The 24,493-nt window shown below is 62.6% G+C and carries 24 protein-coding genes; 11 read left to right on the top strand and 13 right to left on the bottom strand.

From position 1 onward, the window contains the following. Positions 1 to 136: 136 nt before the first annotated feature. Together LGH82_RS11165 and LGH82_RS11170 are read right to left on the bottom strand one after the other, a co-directional pair. Positions 137 to 1,567 (bottom strand): FAD-binding oxidoreductase, encoded by a 1,431-nt coding sequence (locus tag LGH82_RS11165; protein WP_227348537.1) that lies wholly within the window; start codon positions 1,565 to 1,567, stop codon positions 137 to 139. A 9-nt stretch (positions 1,568 to 1,576) separates the two neighbouring features. Continuing rightward, the gene (locus LGH82_RS11170) at positions 1,577 to 2,551 is read right to left on the bottom strand and encodes an L-threonylcarbamoyladenylate synthase (RefSeq protein ID WP_227348538.1); all 975 of its coding nucleotides are present in this window, start codon (positions 2,549 to 2,551) and stop codon (positions 1,577 to 1,579) included. 160 nt (positions 2,552 to 2,711) lie between these two features. Here LGH82_RS11170 and LGH82_RS11175 point away from each other — a divergent pair, with 160 nt between their 5' ends. Next, on the top strand, positions 2,712 to 3,203 hold the full coding sequence (locus LGH82_RS11175; protein WP_227348539.1) for a hypothetical protein: 492 nt from the start codon (positions 2,712 to 2,714) through the stop codon (positions 3,201 to 3,203). A 105-nt stretch (positions 3,204 to 3,308) separates the two neighbouring features. Here the strand turns inward: LGH82_RS11175 and LGH82_RS11180 are convergent, their stop codons facing one another. From LGH82_RS11180 to LGH82_RS11190, 3 genes are all read right to left on the bottom strand, one after another. Then, the gene (locus LGH82_RS11180; protein ID WP_227348540.1) at positions 3,309 to 3,635 is read right to left on the bottom strand and encodes an ATPase; all 327 of its coding nucleotides are present in this window, start codon (positions 3,633 to 3,635) and stop codon (positions 3,309 to 3,311) included. A gap of 211 nt (positions 3,636 to 3,846) precedes the next feature. Beyond that, on the bottom strand, positions 3,847 to 6,003 hold the full coding sequence (gene glyS, locus LGH82_RS11185; RefSeq protein WP_227348541.1) for a glycine--tRNA ligase subunit beta: 2,157 nt from the start codon (positions 6,001 to 6,003) through the stop codon (positions 3,847 to 3,849). A 363-nt stretch (positions 6,004 to 6,366) separates the two neighbouring features. Beyond that, on the bottom strand, positions 6,367 to 7,308 hold the full coding sequence (locus tag LGH82_RS11190) for a glycine--tRNA ligase subunit alpha (RefSeq protein ID WP_227348542.1): 942 nt from the start codon (positions 7,306 to 7,308) through the stop codon (positions 6,367 to 6,369). Positions 7,309 to 7,551: 243 nt separating this feature from the next. On the opposite strand from LGH82_RS11190, the gene LGH82_RS11195 reads away from it, so the two are divergent. Further along, a complete protein-coding gene (locus tag LGH82_RS11195; RefSeq protein ID WP_227348543.1) occupies positions 7,552 to 8,013 on the top strand; it encodes a GNAT family N-acetyltransferase in 462 nt (153 codons plus the stop codon). 52 nt (positions 8,014 to 8,065) lie between these two features. Here the strand turns inward: LGH82_RS11195 and LGH82_RS11200 are convergent, their stop codons facing one another. Continuing rightward, positions 8,066 to 9,841 carry a tetratricopeptide repeat protein gene (locus LGH82_RS11200; RefSeq protein WP_227348544.1) on the bottom strand — a complete coding sequence of 592 codons (1,776 nt, stop codon included), beginning with the start codon at positions 9,839 to 9,841 and terminating at the stop codon, positions 8,066 to 8,068. A gap of 699 nt (positions 9,842 to 10,540) precedes the next feature. On the opposite strand from LGH82_RS11200, the gene LGH82_RS11205 reads away from it, so the two are divergent. Next, positions 10,541 to 11,638, top strand: a complete 1,098-nt coding sequence (locus LGH82_RS11205; RefSeq protein ID WP_227348545.1) for a helix-turn-helix transcriptional regulator — start codon at positions 10,541 to 10,543, stop codon at positions 11,636 to 11,638. A 60-nt stretch (positions 11,639 to 11,698) separates the two neighbouring features. Here the strand turns inward: LGH82_RS11205 and LGH82_RS11210 are convergent, their stop codons facing one another. The 5 genes from LGH82_RS11210 to LGH82_RS11230 all read right to left on the bottom strand — a co-directional run bounded on the left by LGH82_RS11210 (position 11,699) and on the right by LGH82_RS11230 (position 15,736). Beyond that, positions 11,699 to 12,328 (bottom strand): LysE/ArgO family amino acid transporter, encoded by a 630-nt coding sequence (locus LGH82_RS11210; RefSeq protein WP_227348546.1) that lies wholly within the window; start codon positions 12,326 to 12,328, stop codon positions 11,699 to 11,701. 390 nt (positions 12,329 to 12,718) lie between these two features. Next, complete coding sequence (locus LGH82_RS11215) at positions 12,719 to 13,135, bottom strand: DUF1284 domain-containing protein (protein WP_227348547.1); 417 nt, start codon at positions 13,133 to 13,135, stop codon at positions 12,719 to 12,721. Positions 13,136 to 13,142: 7 nt separating this feature from the next. Continuing rightward, entirely contained in the window at positions 13,143 to 13,736 is a 594-nt protein-coding gene (locus LGH82_RS11220) for a biotin transporter BioY (RefSeq protein WP_227348548.1), read from the bottom strand. A gap of 185 nt (positions 13,737 to 13,921) precedes the next feature. Continuing rightward, the gene (locus LGH82_RS11225) at positions 13,922 to 14,590 is read right to left on the bottom strand and encodes a GntR family transcriptional regulator (protein WP_227348549.1); all 669 of its coding nucleotides are present in this window, start codon (positions 14,588 to 14,590) and stop codon (positions 13,922 to 13,924) included. Positions 14,591 to 14,719: 129 nt separating this feature from the next. Further along, entirely contained in the window at positions 14,720 to 15,736 is a 1,017-nt protein-coding gene (locus LGH82_RS11230; RefSeq protein ID WP_227348550.1) for a polyprenyl synthetase family protein, read from the bottom strand. Between the two features lie 153 nt (positions 15,737 to 15,889). Here LGH82_RS11230 and LGH82_RS11235 point away from each other — a divergent pair, with 153 nt between their 5' ends. The 7 genes from LGH82_RS11235 (at position 15,890) to moaB (ending at position 21,342) form a co-directional block, all read left to right on the top strand. After that, entirely contained in the window at positions 15,890 to 17,536 is a 1,647-nt protein-coding gene (locus tag LGH82_RS11235) for an alpha/beta hydrolase (RefSeq protein ID WP_227348551.1), read from the top strand. 73 nt (positions 17,537 to 17,609) lie between these two features. Continuing rightward, positions 17,610 to 17,834 (top strand): DUF2007 domain-containing protein, encoded by a 225-nt coding sequence (locus LGH82_RS11240; protein WP_227348552.1) that lies wholly within the window; start codon positions 17,610 to 17,612, stop codon positions 17,832 to 17,834. Next, entirely contained in the window at positions 17,834 to 18,634 is an 801-nt protein-coding gene (locus LGH82_RS11245; RefSeq protein ID WP_227348553.1) for a tRNA1(Val) (adenine(37)-N6)-methyltransferase, read from the top strand. Before LGH82_RS11240 ends, LGH82_RS11245 begins: the two co-directional genes overlap by 1 nt. Positions 18,635 to 18,747: 113 nt before the next feature. Then, complete coding sequence (locus LGH82_RS11250; protein ID WP_227348554.1) at positions 18,748 to 19,608, top strand: S49 family peptidase; 861 nt, start codon at positions 18,748 to 18,750, stop codon at positions 19,606 to 19,608. A gap of 84 nt (positions 19,609 to 19,692) precedes the next feature. Beyond that, positions 19,693 to 19,878, top strand: a complete 186-nt coding sequence (locus LGH82_RS11255) for a hypothetical protein (RefSeq protein WP_227348555.1) — start codon at positions 19,693 to 19,695, stop codon at positions 19,876 to 19,878. Positions 19,879 to 19,904: 26 nt separating this feature from the next. After that, entirely contained in the window at positions 19,905 to 20,801 is an 897-nt protein-coding gene (locus LGH82_RS11260; protein WP_227348556.1) for a 4-(cytidine 5'-diphospho)-2-C-methyl-D-erythritol kinase, read from the top strand. Continuing rightward, entirely contained in the window at positions 20,788 to 21,342 is a 555-nt protein-coding gene (gene moaB / locus LGH82_RS11265) for a molybdenum cofactor biosynthesis protein B (RefSeq protein WP_227348557.1), read from the top strand. Before LGH82_RS11260 ends, moaB begins: the two co-directional genes overlap by 14 nt. A gap of 22 nt (positions 21,343 to 21,364) precedes the next feature. Here moaB and LGH82_RS11270 read toward each other — a convergent pair whose 3' ends face one another. Together LGH82_RS11270 and LGH82_RS11275 are read right to left on the bottom strand one after the other, a co-directional pair. Beyond that, entirely contained in the window at positions 21,365 to 22,339 is a 975-nt protein-coding gene (locus tag LGH82_RS11270) for a hypothetical protein (protein ID WP_227348558.1), read from the bottom strand. Between the two features lie 199 nt (positions 22,340 to 22,538). Then, positions 22,539 to 23,054 carry a glycosyltransferase gene (locus LGH82_RS11275; protein WP_227348559.1) on the bottom strand — a complete coding sequence of 172 codons (516 nt, stop codon included), beginning with the start codon at positions 23,052 to 23,054 and terminating at the stop codon, positions 22,539 to 22,541. A gap of 150 nt (positions 23,055 to 23,204) precedes the next feature. On the opposite strand from LGH82_RS11275, the gene LGH82_RS11280 reads away from it, so the two are divergent. Then, entirely contained in the window at positions 23,205 to 24,359 is a 1,155-nt protein-coding gene (locus LGH82_RS11280; protein WP_227349553.1) for a PA0069 family radical SAM protein, read from the top strand. Positions 24,360 to 24,493: the final 134 nt, after the last annotated feature.

The following is a 24,493-nucleotide window of genomic DNA, read 5'->3' on the forward strand; positions in this document are numbered from 1 at the left end:
GGCCGGTTTTTCCGACCTCGTTTGTGAGGAGACAGTAGCGCCGGGTCCTTACCGCCGGGCTTAAGAAAGTCGGTTAAATTTTGCTGATCTCAGGGATGGTTATCGGAATGCAACCAGACACAACATCTTGAAAGGATTAGATAACCTTACCGGGATTCATGATCCCCGCCGGATCGAACGCCGCCTTTACTCTGCGCATCAGATCGATCGCCATTGGCGGCGCCGTGGCGATCAGTTCGTCCCGCTTCAGCTGGCCGATGCCGTGCTCTGCCGAGATCGAACCGTGGAAGCCCCGCACCACGTCATGCACCGCCTTGTTCATGGCATGGTAAAGGTCGAGGAACGCCTGGTCATCGCCGTCGGCGGGCCGGGAGATATTGTAGTGCAGATTGCCGTCGCCCATGTGGCCGAAGCAGACGACACGTGCACTCGGGCTCACCGAAGCCACGGCGCCGGCGGCTTTTTCGATGAAGTCCGGTATCGACGCGATCGGCACTGAAATGTCGTGCTTGATCGACGCGCCCTCGGGCTTTTGCGCTTCGGGCAGCACCTCGCGGAAATTCCAGAAGGCGTCGTCCTGCGCGAGGCTTGCGGCGATGACTGCGTCCCCGACGATCTCCTGCTCGAGGCCGGCTGACAGCACCTCCTCGATCAAGCCCCTTGCGTCCTCGGCCGAGCGGCCTGAAGAAATCTGCATCAGCACATACCAGGGCCAGTCATCGACCAGCGGCCGGGTCACGCCCTGGGCGTGCGCAAGGGTGAAGTCGTATGGCCGCCTGCCGATCAGCTCGAAAGCGGTGAGCGCGGCACCGGCGCAGTCCATTGCCAGGCCGAACAGGGACAGTGCTGCTTCCGGCGACGACAGGCCGACAAAGGCCACTTCGCGGCCCTTGGGCTTCGGAAAAAGCTTGAGCACGGCGGCGGTGATGACGCCGAGCGTGCCTTCCGCGCCGACGAACAGGTTCTTGAGGTCGTAGCCGGTGTTGTCCTTCTTCAGCTTGCGCAGGTCGTCGAAAACTTCGCCGGTCGGCAAGACCACTTCGACACCCAGGCAGAGTTCCCGCGCATTGCCATAGGCAAGCACGCCGGTGCCGCCGGCATTGGAGGAAAGGTTGCCGCCGATCTGACAGGACCCCTGTGCGGCGAGCGACAGCGGAAACAGCCTGTCGGCGGCATCGGCCGCCTCTTGCAGCGTCTGCAGGATGACGCCAGCCTCGACCGTCACCGTGTTGGACAGGACATCGATTTCGCGGATTCGGTTCAACCGTGACAGCGACAGGATGATCTCGTGGCCGGACTTGTCCGGCACCTGGGCGCCGACCAATCCGGTGTTGCCGCTCTGCGGCACGACGGGCGTTCCGGTCTCGGTCGCCAGCCGCATGATGCGGCCGACTTCTTCGACGCTGCCGGGCCTGAGCACCAGCGATGTCCTGCCATGCCACAGGCCGCGCCGCTCGATCAGATAAGGTGCGATGTCCTGCTGGTCGCGCAGCGCGTATTTGTCGCCGACGATTGCCGCGAAGCGGTCGATGAGGGAGCGATCGAGGTCTTCGGAAATTTCAGCCATGTCTGAAAGCTATGTCTCTGAGCCGATGTTGTCACGTGGGGCGGCGGCGCGCGAAAGCCTGTCGTTGATCGCTTCTCCCAGTCCTTCGAAAGGGATCGGCTCCACGGCGATCGTCGCGGCGCCGCTGCGATCAAGATCCTGCATATAGGCAAAGAGATTGCTTGCCGCCTCACGCAGGTCACCGGCCTCGGACAGATTGAGGAGTGCCATAGCTCCTTGCCAACCGTCGACACGCCGATTGCCGAAAGCCAGCAACGCTTCACCGGCGTCCACGGTCTGAGCATTGAGCCGCACCGCTGCGCCCGGCGCATAGTGGGAGGCGAGCATGCCCGGCGCCTCGATCCCCACTGCTATGCCGCGCAGCAGTGCCTTGCCCAGGACCAACTCGATCTCTCCGGCGGCGATTCCGCCGGGCCTCAGCAGTCGCACCTCCGAGCCCTCGACCTTCACGATCGTCGATTCCAGCCCCACCGGTGTCGCGCCGCCATCGACCACCAGCCTGATCCTGCCGCCGAGATCGTCGGACACAGCCTGGGCCGTCGTCGCGCTGATCCTGCCGGATGAATTGGCGCTGGGCGCGGCCAGCGGGCGGCCGAGCCTGGCGATCAGGTCGCCGCCAAAGCCTTGGGGCATGCGCAGCGCGATCGTATCCAGCCCGGCGGTGACCAGCGGATGAATGCCGTTGCCCGGCCGCTGCGGCAGCACCAGCGTCAAAGGGCCAGGCCAGAATGTTTCGGCGAGCTTTCTGGACAGAGGATCAAACAGCGCGATGCGCTCGGCCATCGCCATATCGGCGACATGGGCGATCAGCGGATTGAAGCGCGGGCGGCCCTTGGCCTCGAAAATGCGGGCGACACCAATGCCGTTGGTCGCGTCCCCGGCGAGCCCATAGACGGTTTCGGTAGGTATGGCGACGACATCGCCACCTTCGAGCAGCGCCAGCGCCCGCTCCATCGCCTCCCCGACGACAATTATCTCAGCCACTCTCATCACCTCATGGAGGCTGGTGCGTAGTACGGCGGTGCCCGCGGGGCAAGTGCGGGCATTGGCGAATTCTAAATCCCTAAAATGGTATGTTTCCGCGCAAGCCGACATCAATTCCCGCACGGTATGGTGTCGGCTTGCTGGGCAAGGGGTTACCATCGTGCGTATTCACATCATCGGTTCTGTCGCTCTGTCGCTGGCGGCAATAGGCGGTACGGCACAGGCGTCGTCGCTCATCGTTCTTGGACCGCCAGGCTCGACGCCGTCCGTCATCAGGCTCGTCGCACTTGAACAGTCCAAGGCAGCCGACATCAAGTCCTCTGTCGTGGCGCTCGGCGAGCCGATGCCGGATGTCACCTATGAGAAGGTGGCCGCACTCCCTGACCAGCCCGTGGCCAACCATGGGCCGATGCAAGCTCCGATGATCATTCGCGGCGGCGTCGTCGGTGGCGCCTTTGATACGCCCGCGCCGCGCGCTGGAACCGCTGCCGCACCAGCACCGGTGGCAACCGCCCCCACGCCGCCATCGGGAACCGCTGCAGCAACTCCCGCGAACGGCATGGCGTCCAACAAGAAGGTTGCATCATCCGCGGGCACGCCTGCCGCGACACCACAGCCGACTCCCGTCCCCGGTATCGGAAAACTCAAATAGCTGACATTCTCGAACGCTGACGGGACGCCGAAGGCACCGGCAGCAAAACAGGGCGACGCTCGCACGCCGCCCTGTTCCGTCGACAGAAATCGCAGGTGGAATATCTCAGGCCGCGACGTGTTCGTCAGCGTCGTCGGATTCTTCGTCATCTTCCTCGTCGTCAGCGTGATCGCCTTCAGCCTTCACGCCTTCTTCGGCATCTTCTTCATCACCGTGTTCGCCGTCTTCTTCGTCTTCATCGTCGTCCGAGAGGGTAGCGGCTTCTTCGCCTTCGCTCTCCTCGTGGTCGTCGCCTTCCTCGTGCTCATGCGACAGGTCGGCGGCCTCGACCGCGGCGGCTGCATGATCGACGGTGGTTTCGGAGACGGATTCAAGCGCCTCGGCGGTGCCCGAGGTTTCTTCAGTCACTTCGATTTCGTGAGCGGAATTCATGGAAGCCTCCGTGGGGTTGGGGAACATGTCCCTTTTGCCACGGAGAGATCATCGTCATATGACTGTAAGCCGGCTTGAACGGCCGGTTGGAACAAATTTTTTCTCAGGGCACAGAGCCCATTTTTCATAGCATGGTCCCGTCCGAACCACAGGTCAGCGGGGCAAAAAACCGGGCCCGCCTTTCGTCAAGACGAACCTTCGGTTCGAACTCTCAACCGGCGATCTTGGAGAAGTCCGCCACCTGGCCGGTTGCCGTGCGGATGCGGGTGAGCAGCGCGAGACGATTGGCGCGCACCGCCTGGTCCTCATCATTCACGAGAACGCGTTCAAAGAATGAATCAACCGGTTCGCGCAGCACGCTAAGCGCCAGCATGGCGCCGGAAAAATCTTCGTTTTGAATCGCTTCGCCGGCTTGCTTCTCAGCCTGATTCACCGCCGCGAACAGCGATTTCTCGGCGTCTTCGCGAAGAAGCGCCGGCTCAACATGTTCGGCGACCAGCGTTTTCTTCTTCTCCTCGGCGGCCAGAATGTTGGCCGCACGCTTTGTGCCGGCGAGCAGGTTCCTGCCATCCTCGGTCTCTAGGAATTTGCCGAGTGCCTCGACCCGACGGACGATCTGCAAGAGGTCGTCGGACCGCGGCGTGATCACCGCGTCGATCAGGTCATGGCGTGCGCCCTGGTCGCGGAGATAGACTTTCAGGCGATCGTGGAAGAAAGCGAGGAGATCACGGATCTGGTCCGCACTATCCCCTGCATAGCGCGTGGCAGCGCTGCCGAAAACTGAAGCCAGTTTCAGCTGGATGCGATTTTCGACCAGGATCCTGACCACGCCCAGCGCTGCACGACGCAGCGCGTAAGGATCCTTCGAACCAGTCGGCTTCTCGTCGATCGCCCAGAAGCCGACCAGCGTGTCGAGCTTGTCGGCGAGCGCGACGGCGACCGAGACTGGGTCGCTCGGCACATAATCGGACGGACCTTGCGGCTTGTAATGTTCCTCGATGGCTGCGGCCACGGATGGATGCTCTCCTTGGAGCAGCGCGTATTTGCGGCCCATGGCGCCCTGCAGTTCGGGAAATTCGCCGACCACTTCGGTGGTGAGATCGGCCTTAGCCAAAACGGTGGCGCGACTTGCCAGCGCGGTATCGGCGCCGACGATTGGCGCCAGCTCTTCGGCCAGCCGCTTGATCCGCTCTACCCGCTCGCCCTGCGTGCCAAGCTTGGCATGGAAAGTGACGCCGAGATGGTCGAGGCGGGCCATGCGCTGGTCGAGCGGCTTGTTCAGATCGAGTCCGAACTTTTCCGCCGAGGCCTGCAACTGGTCGAGATCCGGCAGATCACCCTGGTCGGTCTTCCAGAAGTAGAGTGCATCGGACAGGCGTGCACGCACCACCTTGCCGTTGCCGCGCGCGATCTCCCTGCCGCCATCGCTGGCTTCGATGTTGGCGGTCAGGATGAAGTGGTTCGAAAGCCCCTCGAGCGCCCCTTGCGGCCGCGTGACGAAGCACTTCTGGTTGGCGCGGATCGTCAGCCGGATCACCTCGGCCGGAATGGCGAGAAAATCCTGTTCGAATTCGCCCATCAGCACGACGGGCCATTCGACGAGCCCGGACACCTCCTCCAGCAGGCCTTCATCCTCGATCAGGTCGAGCCCGTTGGCGAAAGCGAGGTTCCTGGCATCAGCAAGGATGATCTCCTTGCGGCGGTCTGCATCGAGCACAACCTTCGCCGCCTCGAGCTTGGAGACATAGTCGTCGAAGCGACGCACGGTGATAGCGCCCGGCGCATGGAAACGATGGCCGTAGGTGACATTGCCGGCACGGATGCCGTCGATCTCGAAATCGACGATCACCGGTTCCTCGGTCTCCGGGCCGAAGGTGCAGAGGATTGTCTGCAGCGGCCGCACCCAGCGCAAGGAACCTGGCTTCGCCGAGGCAGGCCCCCAGCGCATCGATTTCGGCCAGGGGAAAGTACGGATGATGCCCGGCACCAGCTCGGCGATGATATCTTCCGCCGCCCGGCCTGGCTTCGAGATGTGGGCGACGTAGAAATCGCCTTTCTTGGGATCGGAATGGACATGCGCATCAGTGATCGAAGACAGGCCCGCCTTGCGCAGGAACCCCTGGACCGCCTGTTCAGGCGCCGTCGTCGAAGGCCCTTTGATTTCCTCGCGGATATCCTTCGAACGCGCGTTCAGGCCGCGAATGTCCAGCGTCAGCCGGCGCGGCGTCCAATACTCGCGCGCCGCCTCATAGGTCAGACCGGCCTCGACCAGGCCGTCGGTCAGCATCTTCTTCAGGTCGCCCGCCGCCTTGCGCTGCATGCGGGCAGGAATCTCTTCGGAGCGGAGTTCTAGAAGAAGGTCAGGCATGGATGAGGCTCACGCAGCAAGGGTCCGCGCGGGGCATAGCAACTCGGCTGGCCGCTGTCACCCTTTCCGCGCGCCGATCGCCGACTTCGGCCATTTTCCGGAGATTTTCGGGCTGCTGTCGGGCTGATGCCGACTTGCCCGTCCTTGGGTCAAAGATTTCCATGAACCGAACGCAGCGCTGAAGCGACCCACGCTCAGGCAGTGAACCATTGGCTGAACGACCATGAAGACGGCATCGAGACTTCTGCAGATCCTGGCGCTCAGCGCCTGCTTCACGGCGCAGGTTCATGGCACGTTCGCAATGCCGGGCGTTCGCCGCGCCTTGCAGACGATGGAAGTTTTCGCCCTTCCCTCGACGCGGACTTAAGCTGCCAGCCCGCCCGCCTGCGTCAGCAGCGCCTCGCCGCAGGCCTTCGCCAGATTGCGTACGCGCAGGATGTAGCTCTGCCGCTCGGTAACGGAAATCACGCCGCGCGCGTCGAGCAGGTTGAAGACGTGGCTGGCCTTGATGCACTGGTCGTAGGCGGGGAAGACCATCCTGTGCATCGGCAGATTGTCATTCGACGCCGGCGCGCCGGCAGCCAGCAACGCCTTGCATTCGGCCTCCGCGTCCTCGAAGTGGCGCAGCAGCATCGCTGTGTTGGCGTATTCGAAATTGTGGCGTGAATACTCTTGCTCGGCCTGCAGGAAGACGTCGGCATACGTCACCTTGTCGGCACCCTCGCGGCCATTGAAGTTCAGCTCGAAAATGCTGTCGACGCCTTGAAGATAGGTCGCCAGCCGCTCCAGCCCGTAGGTCAACTCACCCGCCACCGGCGCGCATTCGATGCCGCAGACCTGCTGGAAATAGGTGAACTGCGACACTTCCATGCCGTCGCACCAGCATTCCCAGCCGAGGCCCCAGGCGCCCAGTGTCGGGCTCTCCCAATCATCCTCGACAAAGCGGATGTCGTGCAGCAGCGGATCGACGCCGATCGCGGCGAGCGAGCCGAGATAGAGCTCCTGCAGGTTGGGCGGGTTCGGCTTCAGGATCACCTGGTATTGATAATAATGCTGCAGCCGGTTCGGGTTTTCGCCATAGCGGCCATCCTTGGGCCGGCGCGAAGGCTGCACATAGGCGGCGTTCCAACGCTTTGGCCCGAGCGCGCGCAGTGTCGTTGCCGGGTGGAACGTGCCGGCGCCGACTTCCATGTCGTAGGGCTGCAGTATGACGCAACCATATTCCGCCCAGTAATTGTGCAAGGTCAGGATCAGCCCCTGAAAGGAGCGGCTGGGGTGCATATGGGCGGGGATGTTGTTTGTCACTGCGGCCTCGCGGAGCGCTGGGATGCGAGCGTTTCTGAGTAGCCTTTGCGCCACTGGAACGTCCGCACCTTCTCGGACCACGCTCTAGATGTCCGCCCCACAGGCGTCAAGGCAAGCCTTGCCGGCCACGACGGCTGGAAAGCAAAGAAATGTCGAACGCTTTGCCGGGGGCTGGCCCATTGCCGATCACGGGAGGCCACGGTCTGCTCGATCAGCCATCCTCACATCAACAGCAGGTCAGCCATGCCCAACCCGATCACCATCCGCCCTGTCACGCGAAGGGATTTCGACCAATGGCTTCCGCTTTGGGACGGCTATAATGCATTTTACGGGCGATCCGGCGAGACCGCCCTGCCCGACGAGATCACGCGGATGACGTGGTCGCGCTTCTTTGATGCCTATGAGCCGGTTCATGCGCTGGTCGCCGAGAGCGAAGGGCGACTTCTCGGCCTCGTGCACTACCTCTTCCACCGCAGCACCACGGCGATCGCGCCAAACTGTTATCTGCAGGATCTGTTCACCAGCGAGGCGTCGCGCGGCGAAGGCATCGGCGGGGCGCTCATCAACGGCGTCTATGACCGCGCCGAAGCCGCCGGTTCCGGCCGGGTGTACTGGCTTACGCATGAAACCAACCACACGGCGATGAAGCTCTACGACAAGATCGGCGAGCGGTCCGGGTTTGTCGTCTACCGAAAGCTGTTCTGAAACGAAAACGGGGCCCCAAAAGGAGCCCCGTTTGGAAATCAAGATGGCCGATCTATCCCTTCGGCGTGGGCGTCGGGTCGGGCTTCACCTTGGGTGTTTCCTGCGCCGTGTTGGATTCGATCGGAGGCAGGCCCTTCAACAGCTTCTGCTGCAGGGCGGCAAGCACGTCGGGGTCGGGCTTCAGATCGCGAGCCTGGTTCCACTGGTAAGTGGCTTCGAGCTTGCGTCCGACGCGCCAATAAGCGTCGCCCAGATGGTCGTTCAGGACCGGGTCTTCGGGCTTCAGCGACACCGCGCGTTCCATCTCGCGCACGGCATCGTCAAACCTGCCCATGCGGAAGTAGGCCCAACCCAGCGAATCGACGATGTAACCGTCGCTCGGCCGCAGGTCGACGGCCTTCTGGATCATCGCAAGGCCTTCCTTGAGATTGATGTTCATGTCGACCCAGGAATAGCCGAGATAGTTCAGGACCTGCGGCTGGTCGGGAAACAGTTCCAGCGCCTTGCGGAAACTCGGTTCCGCCTTCGGCCATTCCTTCAGCCGCTCATAGGCTATGCCACGCTGGTAGAAGATGGTCCAGTTGGCGGCGACCGGCGTCTTTATTCCGGCAACAGCCTTGTCGTAGAGTTCAGCCGCTGAGCGGAAGTCTTCCTTCGAGGAATAGACACCGCCGAGCGCGAGATAGGCGCGCATGTCATCGGGATGGGCGTCGACGAAACCCTTCAGATGGGTGATCGCCTCGTCATTGCGACCAAGATCGGCCAGGTTGAGCCCGAGCTGCAGATCGGAGATTTCCTTCAGCGGCGAAGAGTCCGGGATCCGACGATAAAGGGCAATGGCGCCCTCGCCGTCCTTCAGTTGCTCGGAGACCGCAGCCAGTTGGACAAGTGCCGCGTCGTTGTCAGGCCTGAGCGCCAAGGCGTATTGCAGATAGAGGCGCACGAAAGGCTCGCCGCCGCCGCGATTGAGCGCGGTGGCGAGATCCAGCAGGATTTCCGACGCACCGTCCGACGGGCCGCCAACAAAGGGTGGGATCTTCTCACCCTTGGTGATCCTGTCGCGAAGGGCAGTGATCTCAAGCTTGCCGGGCGAGAACGCCTCGGCCTGGTCAAGCACCGCAAGCGCCTTGGCCTTGTCGCCCTTCCGGGCAAAGAAGGAGGCATAGGCCTGCGCGTTGCGCATCCATGTTTCGGGAGCCGCGCTGCCGGCCGCGGTATCCTGCATTGTCGCGGTGTAGAGCGCTTCGGCCCTGTCGGGCAGGCCCGACGCATCGGCGATCAGCGCGCGATGAAAGGATTTGAAGAGACCGAACCAGTCCGGGCCCTGGAGCTTGTCGATCGAAGCCATGGCTTCGGTGGTGTCGCCGGCGCCTTGCTTGGCCCAGCCTGTCATCACACCGGCAATGAGCCGGTCAAGATCGGATTCAAGCGACAGCTTCAGCCAGTATTCGGCTTTGGAAAAGTCCTTCTTGTGGAAGGAGTCGACTGCCAGCGCGAGGCGCGAGAACCGCTCGACATCCGGAACTTCCTTGAGCTTGTCGGCATAGACGAGGGATTCGTCGAAGCGGCCCTGGGCGATCAGCGACAGCATCAGACTCTGCTGCAGGCCGGTATCGCTCGGACTGAAAGCCAGCGCCTGCTTGTAATAGGCAATGGCGTTATCGAGATCGTTGTCGCCCTCGGCGATCCGGGCCGCGAGATAGGCTCCCGAGAAGGATGTGATCTTGACCGGTTCGGTGGTTTGCTTGGCATAGGCCGGCAGACCCGAAATCGCCATGCCCGTCACAATTGCCAGCCCTGTCAGCCAGCGCGCACGTCCTTGCCGCATCGTATCCCTTTCAGCCGGGCGCCATCTCCGCAACAGCGGGACCGCCGTAGACTCGATCTTTCCGGGCAAAGCATGGCCTTTTTGGGGTCACGCTTCAATCCGGCCCGAATTCACAATCGGGTCATGCCAACTCATACAATCGGGCCATGCCATTAATAAAGCCTGGCGAGTGGGAAAACGTCGAGCGGAGCGATGGTTTGGACGAATTTCGGTTTCGAAGCACACGTGACGTATTGAGTTCCGGCACCGTCAAAGTCCCCACTCGGCAGTAGATGCCTCGCGTATCCGTGCTACGGGCATGGAACCGAAGAAGATTTCCAAGAAGATGATCAGGCGTCGGTCTGCCTGGCCGGCAAGATATCCTCCTGCGTTGAGCTATGAAACCGGTTTTGAAAACTCATAACATTGCCCTATCATATCAGACATTGGTCCCAAGAGAGCTTTGACGTGCTACTTGATCATGGACGCATCAACCAGACGGCGCGGACGCGGCGCGGGCTTTTGCATGGCTATGTCTCCGACGCCGACACATTGATGCCGGAGGCCAGCCTCGACGTTTCTGCCGGCCGCGGAGGCAGGAGCCCTCCACGCGAACAGACTGGGAGGGACTAGCGACATGCGAAAAGGCGATCATGGTGCAGGCTTCGGCTGCAGTCCGAATCGCTCGCCGACATGCCATTGGAGAGGGATCGTCCGGACATGACCGAACAGCTTGTGGACAAAATCTACGAGGCGACCTTCGTACCAGAATTGTGGCCCGGCGTGCTGCACGACATGAGCATGCAATCGGGGTCGGCCGCCGGCGCGCTTCTGGTCTTCGATGGCGTGGCGCGACCGCCACGCTATCGCACCACCAAGCTGACACAGGACTTGCTGTCGCAGATAATGACCACCGACGACTGGAAGCACAGTGTTTGCGTGCGCACGCTTACCTGGGTCAAGCCCGGCGCGCTGTCGCGCTTCTTCTATCTCGACGACTATACGACGCCAGAGCAGCACGAGCGCGACAGGTCACGCATACGCCTTGCCGAACACGGGCTTGGCGAACAGCTTTCGGCAAGAATCCCGCTGCCGAGCGGTGAAACAGTCGCGTTCACGCTCGAGCGCTGGCTCCGCGATGGGCGGCACGAACCGAAATCGGTCGCGGAGCTCGACCGCCTGCGTCCACATCTGGCGCGCGCCGGAATGGTCGCCGCGCGACTTTGCCTCGAGCGCGCACAGGCGGCGGTCGAGACCCTGGAGGCAATCCGCCTGCCGGCGGCCGTGCTTGGCGGCTCCGGGCAAGTGCTTGCCGTCAACGGCCTTATGGAAGACCTCCATCCGCTGATCTTTCCGACCGCTTTCGGTGGCATCGCCATTGCCGACAAGGCAGCGGACACGCTTTTGAACGAAGCGATCGAAGTTGCCGCAAGTGACTGCCGGGACAGCATCGGCTCGATTCCGATCCCAGGCACAGAGCGTCGCCCACCTGCCGTGGTTCATGTGCTGCCGGTCAAGGGCGCCGCCCGGGACATCCTCGCCAGTGGCGCCGTGGTGCTGGTGGTGACGATGGTAAGCGACGAGGCGCCGGCCCCTTCCCACGAGGTTTTGAGCAGCCTGTTCGACCTCACGCCCGCCGAGGCCGGGCTGGCTGGCATGCTGATGATCGGCTGCTCGGTGGCTGACGCGGCTGGCGAAAGCAGCATCAGCGTGAAGAGCGCGCGCACCTATCTCGAACGCATTTTTCAGAAGACCGGGACACACCGGCAAAGTCAGCTCCTCGCCTTGCTGCGCTCAACGCAACTTCACAATGGCTGAAGCGTGTCGCCCCAAAGCGGCCCCGGCTTTGGAGAACGACATGCATAGAGACAAGGACCTTCAAGCCATGGCGTTCACGGCCAGAAGAAGGGCTGCGAAAATCAGCACGGAGCCCGTGATCGCGTCCATCCATTTGAGGTAGATCGGGCAGTCAAAGCAGCGCGACAGGCTCACCCCGGCCAAGCTCCAGCCATAGAACTTGATCGCGGAAGCCGCAAGAAACCCACCGGCGAACCCCGCCTGTTCCTCACTGCCGTAGCTGGATGCGAGAACGCCGACGAGAAACATCGCCTCAAGCCAGACCAGCGGGTTGAGCCAGGTGACGATGAGCATCGAACCGATCGCCTGGAACCGGGACTTGCAATGTTCTGGGGTCATCCTCGTCCCGGGTGTCCGGCTGGTCCTTTGCAGGATCCGCGCTCCCCACCATGCGAGAAATCCGGCGCAGCCCACCTGCAGAATGCCGGAGCATGTCGGATACCGCGTCAGCAGCGTTCCAAAGCCGCCGACACCCATGGCTACCAGCGCGAATTCAGAAGCGTAACCGGTGGACGCGACCGCAAGCGGGTGACTGCGCGTCAAGCCCGCCTGGATAAGCATGAGGTTCTGGGGCCCAAGTGAAAAGATAAGCCCGAGGCCGAACACGAAACCAGATGCCATCGCCTGCGACAAGAAGAGATCGGCGATCATTGCCCTGCATCCATGTGGCGGCATGGCCTGGCCGCTTCATCCGGAAACAGACGACGCCGACATTCAAGATCAGCAAGGCGATGCTTGTGGCGGCACGAAGCGTCGCCTCGTTCTTCCGATCGCGCACCGTTCCGCATCTGTCACCTCCCGCAAACGAAACACAGCGATGAAGGGGGCGTTGCCGTGTTCGTTACCCTGGGAGACTGGACGGAAGCGCACGCCCCCGAATATCGGCAAATGCCTGCAGACAGGCAAAAAGCCACCCCACACTGTGGAACATGATCACGTCGAGTGTCGGAAGCGGTGCGCGAAAGTATCGACTTTTTGCCGTACTGCTGGAATTTACCGACTGTTCGGCACCCCCATCGACTCCACGAGGCAGGCAGGCTGCTACACGCGCGTATCCTGATACAAGCTGGCTGCAACCGCACTGCAAAGCCTAGCCCATTCGCAGCCCTGGCAGGCATTGCGCGTGAGGCCGGCGGAAAAGGCCTCCCGCATCCGTGCCAATGTCTGCGCGTCGAGATCAATGCGGATGCCCGGCTTGATGGGCCGATCCAGCAAATCCCCGACATCTCGAGCCGCGAGACGATCCCGCTCGACGACACTCTCGCCCCAACAATGCGGCTCCGGCTCGCCTAGCAACGGAGCGCAGATATCGTCAGGACCGGAAACGATAAGGATGTCCTCGCCCCGGCTGAGGCGCCCCACGATCACGTCGTAGTTGGCGGTGAAGGCGGGGCTGTAGCCCTTGCCGACGTAAGTCAGCAGGCAAAGCAGATGGTGGGAGCGTAGCCTGATGGTCATCTTACGATCAGGGATTGGCCGGCTTCGCCTTGTTGCCGGAAAACAGCTTGAGCGTTGCCGCCGCTAGCGCCGACTTGAGCAGACCGCCGACGATGAACGGCAAGAAGCCGAACGTGACGGCCTTTTCCGCGCCGATCATCGCGGCGAGCCACGCAGTACCCAACGCAAGACAGGCAAGATTGCCGAGCAGCATGGCGACGAAGGCAAGCACGACCTTGTTGCCGTTCCAGCCGCGTTCGGCCAGCCAGCCGACAAGCGCTCCGACGATCGGGAAAGCGAACAGGTAGCCGCCCGTCGCGCCGAGGAAGTAATGTGCGCCGCCCGTGCCACCCGCCAGCACCGGAAAGCCCAGGGCGCCTTCGACAAGCCACGCCGTGATGGCGACGGCGCCAAGCCGCCAGCCATAGAGCGCGCCAATGAGCGTCACGGCGAAGGTCTGCATGGTCACGGGAACCGGCACCATCGGCACTTCGATGTAGGACGACAGCGCCAGGAACAGCGTGCCGATGACAACGGCGCCGGCCTGCCAGCCAAGGGAGCGATCCTGAAGCCGGAGCGGACTGAAAGACGGGCCGCGGGGCGCGAGTGCGATGTCGGTCATGATGGTTTCCTTCTGGGTGAAAAATTATAGATAATTTCTTGTTTTGATCTATTATCGAATCCACAAATCCAGACGGATAGCAACCCCTTCCGGGCGGAAAGGGCTCAAAGACATACGAAATCCAGGGATAGTGTGCGGTTCGGGCGCCGGCGAGTCCAGCTTCGGACCCCCCGGCACCGATAGACCTAGCCGACGATGGCAAAAGCCTCGCGCGTCGTCCCTGAGGCTGTCTTGACCGGCTTGCGGCCGATCCATTGCACATGTCGGCCAAGCGTCGCGGCCGCCGATTCGGTGTTGCCCTGCCTGAGCGCGCCAAGGATTGCCCGATGGTCCTGATCGGTACGAATTTCCCACTCGGAGCGCCATGCAGCGAACAGGAAGCGTGCGCTTACGGCGTGCAAATCATCGATGGTGGCGAGGAGCCTTGGCATGCCGCAAGGGGTAAGGATCAGCCGATGAAAGGCGCGGTTGGCCTCTTCCCACGACCGAACATCGCGGGATTTGTCGCCGGCCTTGGTCGCTTCCTCCGCCAAATCGAGAATGGCTGCCGTCAGATGCGGCGCGGCATGACGCAGCGCCAGCACTTCGAGTGCCGCCCGCATTTCCGCGACTTCCTTGACCTCGCCAAGGTTGAAGGCCGCGACACGCACCCCACGGCGTGGTTCACTGACCGCCAACCCTTGCGCCTCGAGGCGCCGGAAAGCCTCGCGTACCGGAACATGGCTGGTGTCGAACTCTTCGGCGATGTGATCCTGCCGCAAACGGGCACCCGGCTCGATGGCGCCCGATATGATCCGGTCCGCCAGCACCTTGCTGATCCGGACGGCGATGGTCTCGTCTGTGCTCTTTGCCATTTTTTATAGATAATTTGCGGCACGGCAGCTTGTCGAGACAGCCGCACCGGAATTCGCTGCCTCTCGATCAAAGCAATTGCCTGCTGAGACTTTTGACGCGGCTACGGTACAGCCGCGGATCGACGCCGTTCAGTTCACCCGGCTGATACAGAAATCGATGACGTCGATCAGCGCCGATTTCTGCGGCGTCGCTTCCAGCGGCGCCAGCGCGTCACGGGCGATCTCGCCGAAATGGCGGGCGCGCCCGATCGTGTCGGCGATGGCGCCATGGCGGGTCATCAGTCCGATCGCCCTTTCCAATCCGGCGTCATCGGTGACATTCTCCTCGATGGCGCGTTTCCAGAAGGTGCGCTCGGCCTTGGTGCCGCGCCGGTAGGCCAGGATCACCGGCAGGGTCACCTTGCCCTCGCGGAAATCGTCGCCGACATTCTTGCCCAGATCCTTGCTGGTGCCGCCATAGTCCAGCGCATCGTCGATCAGCTGGAAGGCAAGGCCAAGGTTCATGCCATAGGAGCGCAGTGCCGCCCGATCGTTGCGGGTAGCCTGGGCGATGACCGGACCAACTTCGGCGGCGGCAGAAAACAGCGCCGCCGTCTTGGCCTTGATGACCGCGAAATGTTCATCCTCGGTGGTTTCGAGGTTCTTGGCGGCGGCAAGCTGCATCACCTCGCCCTCGGCGATGATCGAGGCAGCACTGGAGAGAATGTCGAGCGCTTCGAGCGAGCCGACATCGACCATCATGCGGAAGGCCTGTCCAAGCAGGAAGTCGCCGACCAGCACGCTCGCCTGGTTGCCCCAGATCATGCGGGCGGTCTTCTTGCCGCGCCGCATGCCGCTTTCGTCGACGACATCGTCGTGGAGAAGCGTCGCGGTGTGCATGAACTCGACCGACGTGGCGAGCTTGACGTGCCCCTCGCCGGCATAGCCGAACATCTGGGCGGCGGCGAGCGTCAGCATCGGCCGCAGCCGCTTGCCGCCCGACGAGATCAGATGATTGGCGACCTCCGGGATCATCTCGACGTCGGAGCCGGCCTTGGACAGGATCAACTCGTTGACGCGCCCCATGTCGGCGGCGGTCAGGTCGATCAGATCCTTGATGGAGGCGGGTTCCCGCTTCCCGTTTTCGATGTTGAGAACGACACCCACCACAGATACTCCCGTCCTAGATAAACGCGTGCGACGGCACCCTTAGTCCCGATTGGACACTAGGGCGGCAACCACCGACACGGCAAGTGGCGAATTGGCGCGGTGGTTGTAACAGCTTGTTGACCGACACCAAAGGTGCGCTACGGTCGACGCATGACAAAGGGTTGCATCATCAGGCTGTGGCACTCGTTCTCGACAGTGGGTCTGCTTGTCGGCACCGTCTTCTTCGCGGCGTCGCTGACGCCATCGCTCAATCCGCGCAGCTTCCTCGTGCAAGGCGTTCTTTCCGGCTTCTGCCTTGCCGCCGGCTATGGCGTCGGTGTTTTCAGCCTGTGGCTGTGGACGTATCTGGAGCTTCCCAAGCCCGGGGCACACAGGGCACGCTTCATCAAGCTGCTGGCCGCCGCTCTTTGCGCGGGGATTGCACTGATCTTTCTCTGGCGTGCTTCGGACTGGCAGAATTCGATACGAAGCCTGATGGATTTGCCGCCGGTCGACAGCGCGCGGCCGTTCCAGGTCGGCCTGATCGCACTGCTTGCCTTCGTCGTACTCCTGATGCTGGCAAGACTGTTCCTGCTCACCTTCCAGTTCATCGCCGACAGGCTGCGCCCCTTCATTCCACGGCGCATCGCCCTCGTCATCGGGATTTCGGTCGCGGTCGTGCTGTTCGGCAGCGTCATCAATGGCGTCCTCCTGCGCTATGCCCTGCATGTTGCCGACAGTTCCTACAAGCAGCTCGACGCGCTTCTGGAAGACGGCATCAAGCAGCCGGCCGATCCCCAGAAAACCGGCAGCGCTGCCTCGCTGGTTGACTGGGAACACCTTGGACGAACCGGACGGGAATTTGTCTCGACCGGGCCGACGAAACAGGAACTGCGGTCCTTCCTGGGGCGCGACGCGCTTGAGCCGATCCGCGTCTATGCCGGTTTGCGCTCCGCCGACACGCCAGAAGCGAGAGCCAGCCTGGCGCTGGAGGAGTTGAAACGGGTCGGCGCATTCGACCGCTCCGTTCTCGTCATCATCACGCCAACCGGGACGGGCTGGGTCGATCCGGCGGCCATGAACACGCTCGAATATCTGCATGGCGGCGACGTCGCCAGCGTCGCCATCCAGTATTCCTATTTGCCAAGCTGGCTGTCGCTGATGGTCGAGCCCGGTTATGGCGGCGAAGCCGCGCGAGCTCTTTTCAAGGAGGTCTATGGCTACTGGACCAAACTGCCCAAGGATCATCGTCCAAAGCTCTATCTGCACGGCCTCAGCCTCGGCGCCATGAATTCCGAACAATCCAACGAACTGTTCGAGGTACTCGGCGATCCCTACCAAGGGGCATTGTGGAGCGGTCCACCCTATTCGAGCCGCATCTGGCGCTCGATCACCAGCAACCGCAATCCGGGTTCGCCCGCATGGCTGCCACGCTTTCGCGACGGCTCCTATGTACGGTTCACCAACCAGACGAACGCGCTCGACATTCCCGGCGCGCATTGGGGACCGATGCGCGCCGTCTATCTCCAATATGCCAGCGACGCGGTGACGTTCTTCGAACCGCGATCCTTCTACCGGGCGCCGGCCTGGATGAACCGGCCACGCGGTCCCGACGTTTCTCCCGAATTGCGGTGGTATCCAATCGTGACGTTCCTGCAACTCGCCGTCGACATGGCCGGCGCCGCGACGATGCCGATGGGGCATGGCCACGTCTATGCGCCGGAGCATTATATCGACGCCTGGATCGCGGTAACGGACGTTCAAGGCTGGTCGGCGGATGATGTCGCGCGGTTGAAGCGTCATTTCGCCAGGCAATAAGGAAATACCGCGCGAAGATGCCCGAATCCGCCTGCCCGTTTACATCGGACGGCCAAGCTGCGAGTTTCATTGGATGATAGAACTCATCCGCACCAACGACGCCGTCATCATTTCCTTTGTCGAATCGCTGATGCGCGATGCCGGCATCGGTTGTTTCGTCGCCGACCAGAACATGAGCGTGCTCGACGGATCAATCGGCATCCTGCCGCGACGCGTCATGGTCGACGCCGACCAGGCCGACGCGGCGCGACGCATCCTCACGGATGCCGGCATCGCCAACGAGATTCGCCAGAAATAATGTCCGTTTCACCAGCCGCCCTCGCCCTGGACATGCCGGCCCATACGGTCGACGCGTTCCATCGCGGGCGCTTCTGGCTGGTACAGCCGAAGCAAGGGGGGCATCGCGCGGGGATGGACGCCATGATGCTGGCTGCTTCCGTGCCGTCGGCCTTCACCGGGCACCTCGCCGATTTTGGCTCTGGAGCTGGCGCGGCCGCACTGGCGGTGCTGTCACGTTGTCCGGCCGCCGAGGCGGTGCTCGTCGAACGGTCCGCGGAAATGGCTGGATTCGCCGCGACGACGCTTGCCCACCCCGGCAACGCGCATCTGAGTGACCGGGCATCGGTGCTGACGGCCGATGTCGCACTGTCAGGCCGGGCACGCATTGCCGCCGGCTTGAGAGACAACGCGTTCGACTTTGTCATCATGAACCCGCCATTCAACGCGGCCGAGGACCGCGCTACACCCGACGCGCTGAGAAGAGAGGCGCATGTGATGGAGGACGGCCTGTTCGACAGCTGGATTCGAAGCGCCGCGGCCGTGGTGAAGCCGCGCGGTGGGCTATCGGTCATTGCCCGGCCAGAGCAGCTTGGCGCCATCCTCGTTGCGATGGCCGGCCGCTTCGGCGACACCGAGATGCTGGCCGTCCACCCGCGCCCGGAGGCCGCTGCGATCCGCATTGTCGTCAGGGCGACGCTCGGTGCGCGCGGCAAACTGTCGATCCGTCCGCCGCTAATGCTTCATGCAGCATCGGGCAACGGCCCCGCAGAGCGGACGGAGATGATCAACAATGGGCTTGCATCGCTGTTCGGTGACTGATTCCTGGTTTTGCGCATGTCGTTGCCCCAAAACCGCTGCAAATCCTTGGGGCATTGCCGTTAGCCGGGGAATTCCTACATGCCTTCAATCGATTGACCGGAGACTGCAACCTCGTGAAACGCCTTTTCAACCGCCTGCTGCCGAAATCCTGGCGCTCCACCGTCGTCACCGTTCCGGTCATCCGTTTGCATGGCACCATCATGTCGGGGGGCCAGTTCCGGCAGAACCTGTCGCTCGCCTCCACGGCCGGGCTCATCGAAAAGGCATTTTCCTTCGAAGCGCCGGCGGTCGCCATCTCGATCAATTCGCCTGGCGGCTCGCCGGTTCAGTCACGGCTGATCTTCAAGCGCATCCGCGACCTGGCGACAGAGAAGAACAAGAAGGTCCTGGTCTTCGTCGAGGATGTGGCGGCATCGGGCGGCTACATGATCGCGGTTGCCGGCGACGAGATCTTTGCCGATCCGTCCTCGATCGTCGGATCGATCGGCGTCGTGTCGGCCTCTTTTGGCTTTCCCGAACTGATGAAGAAGATCGGCGTAGAGCGCCGCGTCCATACCGCGGGCCAGAACAAGGCGGTTCTCGACCCGTTCAAGCCGGAGAAGAAGGAAGACGTCGAGCGGTTGAAGGCGCTGCAACTCGAGGTGCACGATACCTTCATCGAACTCGTCAAGGACAGGCGCGGCAAGAAACTCAGGGATGATCCGGAGCTGTTCACCGGCCTGTTCTGGACCGGCAAGAAGGGGTTGGAGCTCGGCCTTGTCGATGCGCTGGGCGACATGCGCACCGTCTTGAAGACCCGCTTCGGGCCAAAAACCCAACTCAGGTTGGTCACGGCGCCGCGCGGTTTCCTCAGCCGGTTCGGCCTGTTCGGCTCAAGCAAGGGCTTTTCGGCACCCGACATCGCCGCCGCTGCCGCCAGCGGCGTGGTCGATGCGGCGGAAGAGCGCGCATTGTGGGCTCGCTTCGGGCTTTGAAAAAGCCACAAAAACGTCTAGCATAGAGGCTTGACCCACCCGACCGGCCGCCTTTGCCGGCCTTGCGAGGGAGGAGTTTTTGACATGCCACAGATCATTTTCTTCGCAGTCGTCGGCGTGGCCGCCTATTTCGGCTACCGATCCTTCGTCAAGGAAGCCGATCGCGTGACGGCAAAGGTGCGGCGTGCCGAGAAGCAGGCCGCCAACGGCACGATGGGAACGCTGGTCAAGGATCCGAAGACCGGTGAATACCGGCTGGCCAAGGACTGAACATCATCCCGCTCGCAGCTGAGACAGTGAATTCCGGCGCTCGGACGTGGGCCGCGCATGCCAAGGTCAATCTGGCGCTCCATGTCACCGGCAGGCGTGACGATGGTTATCATCGGATCGAGAGCCTGGCCGTCTTCACCAGGTTCGGCGACAGGATCGAAACGGAGCTGGCCGACAGCGACACGTTTTCCGTGTCTGGCCGATATGCGTCCGCGGTGCCTCTCGACGGCAGCAATCTGGTGCTGCAGGCGCGCGACGCGCTGCGAAAGGAGGCTGGCCTCCAGGATACGCCATCTGTCGCCATCAGGCTGGAAAAGAACCTGCCGGTCGCGGCCGGCATTGGCGGCGGGTCGAGCGACGCTGCGGCAGTGTTGCGTGGTCTCATCCAGATATGGAATCTTGACATCGACAATGCCGTTCTGGCGCGGATCGGCCTTGCGCTTGGCGCCGATGTGCCGATGTGCCTCGCCGCAAAGCCGCTGATCGCGCGCGGCATCGGCGAGGAATTGTCGATGGTGCCCGATTTTTCGTCGCTTGGACTGGTGCTGGTCAATCCGGGCACCGCCGTTTCCACGGCCGAAGTGTTCCAGGCACTCGCCCGTCGCGACAATGAAGGGCTGCCGCCGCTTCCGCGCGTTCTCGACTTCCATGGCGTACGCAACTGGCTGGAGATCACGCGCAACGATCTTGAGCCCGCGGCACTCGCCATGCAGCCCGCCATCGGCAGGGCGCTGTCCCAGTTGAACAGGGCTGGAGCGGGGTTTGCGCGGATGTCCGGTTCCGGCGCGACATGCTTCGGGCTGTTTGAAACCGGCAATGTGGCGAAGCGGGCGGCGGCCGAGATCCGCGGCCGCCAACCCGACTGGTTCGTCGCGGCAACGCGAAGCCTCACATCGGAGGCAGATCCCCATGGCCAGGACTGACGAGGGCCGCCCCTTCATTCCAGTCCGCATCGCCGTGCTGACCGTTTCGGACACACGCGGCCTCGCCGACGACAAATCCGGCCAGACGCTCGCCGACCGTATCGTGGAGGCCGGCCATATACTGGCCGCGCGCGACATCGTCACGGACGACCGGGACAAGATCCGCGACAAGGTTCTGGGCTGGTCGAAAGACCCAGCGATCGATGTCGTCATCACCACCGGCGGCACCGGTTTCACCGGCCGTGACGTGACGCCGGAGGCGCTGGAGCCAATCTTCGAAAAGCGCATGGACGGCTTTTCCGAGGTGTTCCACCGCATTTCCTATGACAAGATCGGCACCTCGACGATCCAGAGCCGAGCCACCGGCGGCGTCGTCAACGCCACCTTCGTCTTCGTGCTGCCGGGCTCGCCCGGCGCCTGCAAGGATGCCTGGGACGGTATATTGAAGCCGCAGCTCGACTACCGGCACATGCCCTGCAACTTCGTCGAGATCATGCCGCGCCTGGATGAGCACCTGCAGCGCGGCACCAAGACCGCATAAGCAAGGCTTCGCCCTCCCCTATTCAGCGGATGACCGGCTCGCCGTGGAACCGCCGGCGCGAACGCGGCGACACGCCGAAGCCGACTTCCATCATCAGCCTCGGCGTGCGCGTCGGCACCGTCCCCATGTGGAACCCGAATGGATCTTCGACAAAACCGAGGCCAGCCTGTCCGGTCAGGGTGATCGGACTTTGCTGGCCATAAACATCCAGAACCTCTTCTGCCGGATGGCCGACGAGAAGCGTCATCTGGTGCTTGAGGACGCGGCGGTTGTGGCTGCCCCGGACATAGACGTGCGGGCCGGTTTCGGCGTCAACGGGCACGAGGTAGAAGAAGAATTTCAGCATGCGCCAGTCGTCAAGGTCGAAATGATATTTGCCCAGTGACGCCAGGTTCTTGTCGGCCTCGGAGGCCGCGCCGGTCGGAAAGCTCCACCAGACGCGGGTCGTGATGAGTTTGGCCTGGCCGCCCAGATAATGCGCGGCGATGTCGAGAAGCATCGGATCGCGCTGGATGGCAAGTGCGGCCTCGCAGTCGAGGATGCGCTCGAAATAGTGCCCGCTGAGCAGCGGACGGCCGAAACGCTTTTCGGCATCGGCATGTTCGCCAGGCATGAATTCGAGTCGGCGATCGAAATTGCCGAAGCACGGCGTGCGCCCCGCGAATCGGGCGATCTCCTCGTGGATCGATGACGGCAGGACAAGTCCGGAAAACAATCCATCGGATTTCAGCGCATCAACGGCGGTCTCGCGGTCGACGCCCGCGAACATTGTCTCATGAGCGTTCCGTGCCGGCAGAGCGGGTTTTGCGCCGAGCCAATGCAGCCGACGCCCAGGCATCGTGCGCGCAAGCACGAACATCGGCAGCCATGCCGGATTTTCACGCAAGTCCGACAGATAGGTCGGTATGCGCGCGGCAATGCGCTGAAACAGGCTGCCATTCCTGGCCACGGCCTCGAGGCTTGCCGTGCCGGATTTGTCGGGGGTTGAAAGGCTCATCGGGATCCTCGGGTATGAGGGCAGCACCGACTAAGCATCGGCTGCTCACCGCTCCGGCATGACCCAAACCTGATTAACCCGCCTAAGCGCAGGGTAACCCCACGTCAGATTTTGTGCAACGCACAAATAGCAATGTGCGGTGCAAAACTCATCCGCTGATCAAGACGGCCGAGGTTGGGCGGTGTAGCCGGCCGCCCAGTCAAGGCGATTTCCTTGACTTTGGCGGGGCCACCCATATCTCGGCATCGAGCTTCCTCGTCGCCAAGCCTCGCGCAATCGCTTCCCCGCTGCCGGCGCTCTTTGAAAGCGCACTGGCCTGGCGCCTGTTGATCAACATTCCCACGGCGAGGGCGCGGTTTCCCGAGAAGACCCGTGACAGGAATGTTCGGCTGCCGCGCGCCGGCGAAAACCGCGCGGCCATGGTTTGCCTGGCGGTGTGGGCGACAACCTCGTCGGTCCAGCCGTCCACCAGCCGTGCGCCAGGCTCCAGCAACAGCAGCCAGTCGCCCTTGGCCTGTCCGATGCCCGACGCCGTGCTACCGGTCACATACTGGCAGCCGGCATGCTCGGCAACCCTGTGCGTCTGATCGGTCGAACCGGTGTCGCAAACGATGACTTCGCGCACCACGCCCTCGACCGCTCCGCCGACCAGCGACGCTAGCGTAAGGGCGAGGCCCTCCTCGTCATTCAGGGTTTCAATGAGAACGCTGAGCATGCTTAGCCGAATAGCGGAAAGCCGGGCGTTACGCCAGTTTTTGCGACGCACCATACAAAGTTCTTGATTTGTTCTCATTTGGGAAATAGGAATAGTTTCATGAACAGAGCGATTCGACAGATTGCTGACAGTCCCTGGGAGAGGGCGAAGATGGAACAGATCGTGCGCGCGGACATTGCAGCTTTCGGGGCTGGAAGAGCCGAGATGGCAAATGCGATGATCGAGCAGAGCGGTGTGCGTGTTCGCCCGGACCGCAACCGTGGACGGTCGGCAGGCATCAATCCGTCCGGCCGGTTTGAACCGGTCAGCCGGCATGTCTTCGACGACGGCTGGAACTCGCTGGAGGAACTGCCGCCCTTCAAGACCGAAGTGCAGGTCGAGAAGCCGCGCACCATCATCACCCGTAACGAGTCGCCGGACATCTCCTTCGACCGCTCGATCAACCCCTATCGTGGTTGCGAGCATGGCTGCGTCTACTGCTTTGCCCGGCCGACACACAGTTTCATGGGCCTGTCGCCGGGTCTGGACTTCGAATCCAAGCTGTTCGCGAAACCGGATGCCGCTCGGCTCCTCGACAAGGAGTTGTCGAAGGACGGTTACCAGCCGCGCACCATCGCCATCGGAACCAACACCGATCCGTACCAGCCGATCGAAAAGCAATACCGGATCATGCGCGAGATCCTCGAAGTGCTGGAGGCGCGCGGTCATCCGGTCGGCATTGTCACCAAATCCGCCTTGGTGACACGCGACATCGACATCCTGTCGCGCATGGCCGAGCGCGGTCTTGCCAAGGTTGCGCTGTCGGTGACGACGCTGGACCGCATGCTGGCACGCACGATGGAGCCGCGCGCTTCGACACCGACCAAGCGACTTGAGGCGATCAGGCAACTTTCGGATGCCGGTATTCCGGCTTCGGTGATGGTCGCCCCCATCATCCCCGGCCTGACCGACCAGGAGATGGAGCGTATCCTGGATTCGGCGCGGGCAGCGGGAGCACTGGAGGCCGGCTATGTCGTGTTGCGCCTGCCGCTGGAGGTTAGCCCGATCTTCAAGGACTGGCTGCTGCGCCACTATCCGGACCGCTATCGCCACGTCATGTCGCTGATCCGATCGATGCGCGATGGTAAGGACTACGATTCGGAATGGGGCAAACGCATGAAAGGCGCTGGCCCCTATGCCTGGCAGATCGGGCGGCGTTTCGAGATCACCGCCAAGCGGCTCGGCCTCAATGCGGAACGACGCACGCTCAGGACGGACCAGTTTGTCCCCGCCGGAAAGGATCAGCAGCAGTTGATGCTGCTTTGAGAGTGCAATTCGCTGCGGTGGTTTGACCTGTCGCGGCACCAAGAATCCCGTCCGGCCTGCCCCGGCCTGCAGACGGTGCCCTCCCGGTCCGGCGCCCCACCCGACCCGGAGGGACTTGCGGAGAATCGGAGCCG

This window comes from Mesorhizobium sp. PAMC28654 (genome assembly GCF_020616515.1).
Classification (GTDB): domain Bacteria; phylum Pseudomonadota; class Alphaproteobacteria; order Rhizobiales; family Rhizobiaceae; genus Mesorhizobium.